Origin of the sequence: Micrococcus sp. KRD096, from assembly GCF_017168495.1 — a bacterium.
Lineage (GTDB): Bacteria > Actinomycetota > Actinomycetes > Actinomycetales > Micrococcaceae > Micrococcus > Micrococcus luteus.
Genome location: NZ_JABFAY010000015.1, coordinates 35,325 through 39,207, shown reverse-complemented (window position 1 = coordinate 39,207; position 3,883 = coordinate 35,325). Strand labels below are relative to the sequence as shown.

The following is a 3,883-nucleotide window of genomic DNA, read 5'->3' as shown; positions in this document are numbered from 1 at the left end:
ACCGCGGCCGGGCCCGTCGACGCCGACGCCCCGCGCCGGTCCGGCGCGTTCGTCACCGCCGCCGACCGCCGGAGGTATGCGGTCGTCGTCGCGGTGCTGGCCGTCGTCGCCGTGCTCTCCACCGCCGGGGTCCTGCTCTGGGGCAACGAGGCCGAACCCGGTTCGCGCGCGTTCTGGATGATCGCGCGGATGCGCGTGGAGTCCCTGGGCGTGATCGGCATCGTGGCGCTGTGCCACTCCTTCGCGACCGTCAGCTTCCACACGGTGACGGGCAACCGCATCATCACGCCCTCGATCATGGGGTTCGAGGCGCTCTACACCGCCGTGTCGACCGCCGCCGTGTACGTGCTGGGGGCCGCGGGCGTCGCGGTGCTGACCGGGGTGGGGCCGTTCCTCGCCCAGGCCGCGCTCATGGTGGCGCTGGCGACGGCCCTGTACTCGTGGCTGCTCTCCCGGCCCTACGGCAGCGTCCATCTGATGCTGCTCGTGGGCGTGGTGCTGGGCGGCGGGCTGGCCGCGCTGAGCACGTTCATGCAGCGACTGCTGGACCCGAACTCGTTCGACCTGCTGAGCGCGCGGCTCTTCGGCAACATCTCGAACGCCCGGACCGAGTACGTGGCGATCGCCGCGCCCATCGCCGTCGTCGTGTGCGCGCTGCTGTGGCTGCGCTCCCGCCGCCTGAACACGGTGGCGCTCGGCGCCGACGCCGCGACCAACCTGGGCCTGCACCACCGGCGCGAGCTCATGGTGACGCTGCTGCTGGTCTCCGTGCTGATGGCCATGACCACCGCGCTCGTGGGCCCGATGACGTTCCTCGGCTTCCTCGTGGCGACGCTGGCGTACAGCCTCGTCGACACCCACGACCACCGGTTCATCCTCCCGGTGGCGGCGCTGGCCGGGTACGCGGTGCTCACGAGCGCCTACTTCGTGCTGCGGCACGTGTTCTACGCGGGGGGTGCGGTCACGGTGGTCATCGAGCTGATCGGCGGCATCACCTTCCTGGTCGTCGTGATGAGAAAGGGACGTCTGTGATCGAGCTGCGCGGCGTGGTGAAGCGCCACAGCGACGAGGTGTGCATCGGGCCCGTGGACCTGGACATCCAGGCCGGGGGAGTGACCGCGCTCGTGGGGCCCAACGGGGCGGGCAAGTCCACGCTGCTGACGATGATCGGCCGGCTGCAGGACGCCGACGCCGGGACGATCGCCGTGGGCGGGCACGACATCACCACGACGCCGTCCCGGAAGATCGCGCAGACCCTGTCCATCCTGCGGCAGGAGAACCACTTCGTGACGCGGCTGACCGTGCGACAGCTCGTGGGGTTCGGGCGCTACCCGTACACGCGCGGCCGGCTGACCCTGGAGGACGAGCGGCACGTGTCCGACGCGATCGACTTCCTCAACCTCGGCCCGTTCGAGAACCGGTACCTCGACCAGCTCTCGGGCGGCCAGCGGCAGCGCGCGTACGTGGCGATGGTGCTGGCGCAGAACACCGAGTACGTGCTGCTGGACGAGCCGCTGAACAACCTGGACATGCAGCACTCGGTGCAGATGATGCAGCAGTTGCGCCGGGCCGCCGACGAGCTGGGCCGGACCGTGGTGATCGTGCTGCACGACATCAACTTCGCCGCCCACTACGCCGACCGGATCGTGGCGATGGGCGACGGCCAGGTGGTGGAGACCGGCACCCCGGCCGAGATCCTGCGCCCTGAGGTGCTGGAGCGGATCTTCAAGACCCCCTGCAGCGTGGTGGACGGACCGCACGGGCCGCTGGCCGTGTACTACTGAGCGGGGCGACGGTGAGGCCGGCCCGGGTCGGTCCGGGCAGGGGTCGGGTGCCCGGCCGACGCGAGCGTTCCGTGGGCAGAACCCGCCGGGTCTCGCCTTCCGGGGGCAGAACCCGCGTGTTTCCAGGTTCCGTGGGCAGAAGCACCCTCGCTTCTGCCCACGGAACCCCTGCGCATGGACGGCAGGGCCATACGCGACGACGACGTCAGGCATCCCAGCCGTTCGAGACCTGTGCCCGTCGTCTGAGGACGGCCTCGATCACCCGCGCGTATCCCTCGCCGACGTCCCGGCTCGTGACGTGCAGGGTCATCTGCCCACGCTCCGCGTAGTACTGGTCTCGCCGGGCGTCCCGGGCGTGTTGCTCGGCACTCCGGTGCACCTCGCCGTCGTACTGGAGGACGAGCCGGCAGTCCTCGAACCACAGATCGGCCTCGGGGGCGTCCCGCCGCCCGGGGTCGAACACGTGCTGCAGCGTCGGCTCGCCCAGCCCCGCCTCGACGAGCGCCAGCCTCAGCCGGGTCTCCTGCGGCGAGTCGGCACCCACCCGTACGCGCTCGAGCGCCGCCGTCGCCCGCGGTCTTCCGACGAACCGCCCGAGCGGCCGCATCGCCTCGTGCAGCGCGGTGACCGTGGTGATGGGAGGCCGCCGGCCGCGCGGGGACCAGGGGTGACGGACCAGGTGGTCACCCGCCGACACGAGGGATGCCTCGTCCCAGGGGTGGCCGATCGAGCACAGATCGAGCCAGGTCCGTTCCGGCGTCGTCACCCGTAGCCCGAGCACGGAGGTGACGTGGCCGGCGGGCAGGGGTCTTCGGTGCTCCATGACGCCGGGGATCCGCGCCCGTGCGGTGCCGCGGTGCAACGTGATCTCGACGGCGGCGCGTCGCGTGGCCCCGCCCGGGGGAAGCGGGAGGCCGTGGAGGTGCGCCGCCGTCTCGTGGGAGAGAACGGCGTCGGGACGGGACCGCAGGAGGGCGGTCAGCAGGTCGAGGCCGACCCCGTGGTGCGGCGGCGGGAGCCCGGCAGACTCCCAGGTGCGCAGCGGCATGTCACGGCGACGGTGGATGCCGCGGGCGAGGCGGAGGACGTCGGACCGCCGCACCCGGCTGGGCGGCAGACCGCGTTCGAGCACGTCGCGGGTGGTGAAGACGGGGACGAGGGGGAGATCGGGGGCGAAGGACATGGGTCGACCTTGACGCGGTCGGCCTGACGACGGCCGGGCGGGCCGCGTGTCTGTGCACACCGGCGCGGGGTGGGCCGGCTGTGCAGGACTCGGCGGCGGCCGGTTGTCCCGCCGGGACGACGTCGTCATGGCTCGGTGGGCAGAACTGCGAGGAGTTCCGCCCACGCAACATCCGTGGGCAGAAGAGAGGGCGCTTCTGCCCACGGAGATCGAAAACCTGCGGATGCTGCCCACGCGACGGGCGGGGGTGCGGTTTCTGCCCACGGAGGGGCGAGGGGCACCGCGCCCCACGCCTCCGCCCGCGGCGGACGGCGGGGACACGGCTGGCACTCATGTTGAAGGAGTGCCAGAACCCGGAGTAGAGTCGGCACTGGCACTCGGGGGTACCGGGTGCCAATGCCCGAGGTGGACCGTCCGGCACCGCGACGACGGAGGGTCTGACGCCCGTGGCGCACCCGCAGACCACAGCATCAGCGGACCGGCGAGCCCGCCGGAGCCGCACGTCGACGAAGAAGGAGTGTGCAGCATGTCTGTCTCCATCAAGCCCCTCGAGGATCGCATCGTTGTCCGCCCCCTGGAGGCCGAGCAGACCACCGCGTCGGGCCTCGTGATCCCGGACACCGCCAAGGAGAAGCCGCAGGAGGGCCAGGTCGTGGCCGTGGGCCCGGGCCGGGTCGCCGAGAACGGCAACCGCGTGCCGGTCGACGTCGCCGAGGGTGACGTGGTGCTGTACTCCAAGTACGGCGGCACCGAGGTCAAGGTCGGCGGCGAGGAGTACCTGGTGCTCTCCGCCCGCGACGTGCTGGCCGTCGTCACCAAGTGACCCCGCCGCGACGGGCCCGGTGAGCGGCGCGCACCGCACCGGTGCGCGCGCCCCGGGCCCCTCGCGTCCCCGCACCCCCTGACTCCCTGAACG

At 72.1% G+C, this 3,883-nt stretch carries 4 protein-coding genes; 3 read left to right on the top strand and 1 reads right to left on the bottom strand.

Going from position 1 to position 3,883, the window contains the following annotated elements:
• Together J1M41_RS06260 and J1M41_RS06255 are read left to right on the top strand one after the other, a co-directional pair.
• Positions 1-1,032, top strand: a 1,032-nt coding sequence (locus J1M41_RS06260) for an iron chelate uptake ABC transporter family permease subunit (protein ID WP_241247799.1), incomplete at its 5' end; no start/stop codon positions are given.
• Complete coding sequence (locus J1M41_RS06255) at positions 1,029-1,784, top strand: ABC transporter ATP-binding protein (protein WP_002857584.1); 756 nt, start codon at positions 1,029-1,031, stop codon at positions 1,782-1,784. The genes J1M41_RS06260 and J1M41_RS06255, both read left to right, overlap by 4 nt.
• 205 nt (positions 1,785-1,989) lie before the next feature.
• On the opposite strand, the gene J1M41_RS06250 is transcribed toward J1M41_RS06255, so the two are convergent.
• Positions 1,990-2,967 (bottom strand): hypothetical protein, encoded by a 978-nt coding sequence (locus tag J1M41_RS06250; RefSeq protein WP_036315903.1) that lies wholly within the window; start codon positions 2,965-2,967, stop codon positions 1,990-1,992.
• 526 nt (positions 2,968-3,493) lie between these two features.
• Here J1M41_RS06250 and groES point away from each other — a divergent pair.
• Positions 3,494-3,790, top strand: a complete 297-nt coding sequence (groES, locus tag J1M41_RS06245; protein WP_002857590.1) for a co-chaperone GroES — start codon at positions 3,494-3,496, stop codon at positions 3,788-3,790.
• The last annotated feature ends 93 nt before the right edge of the window (positions 3,791-3,883 follow it).

What these genes read in the sequence shown, in the direction of transcription:
- groES (WP_002857590.1), top strand. Translation starts at nt 3,494, where the DNA reads ATGTCTGTCTCCATCAAGCCCCTCGAGGATCGCATCGTTGTCCGCCCC.
- J1M41_RS06250 (WP_036315903.1), bottom strand. Translation starts at nt 2,967, where the DNA reads ATGTCCTTCGCCCCCGATCTCCCCCTCGTCCCCGTCTTCACCACCCGC.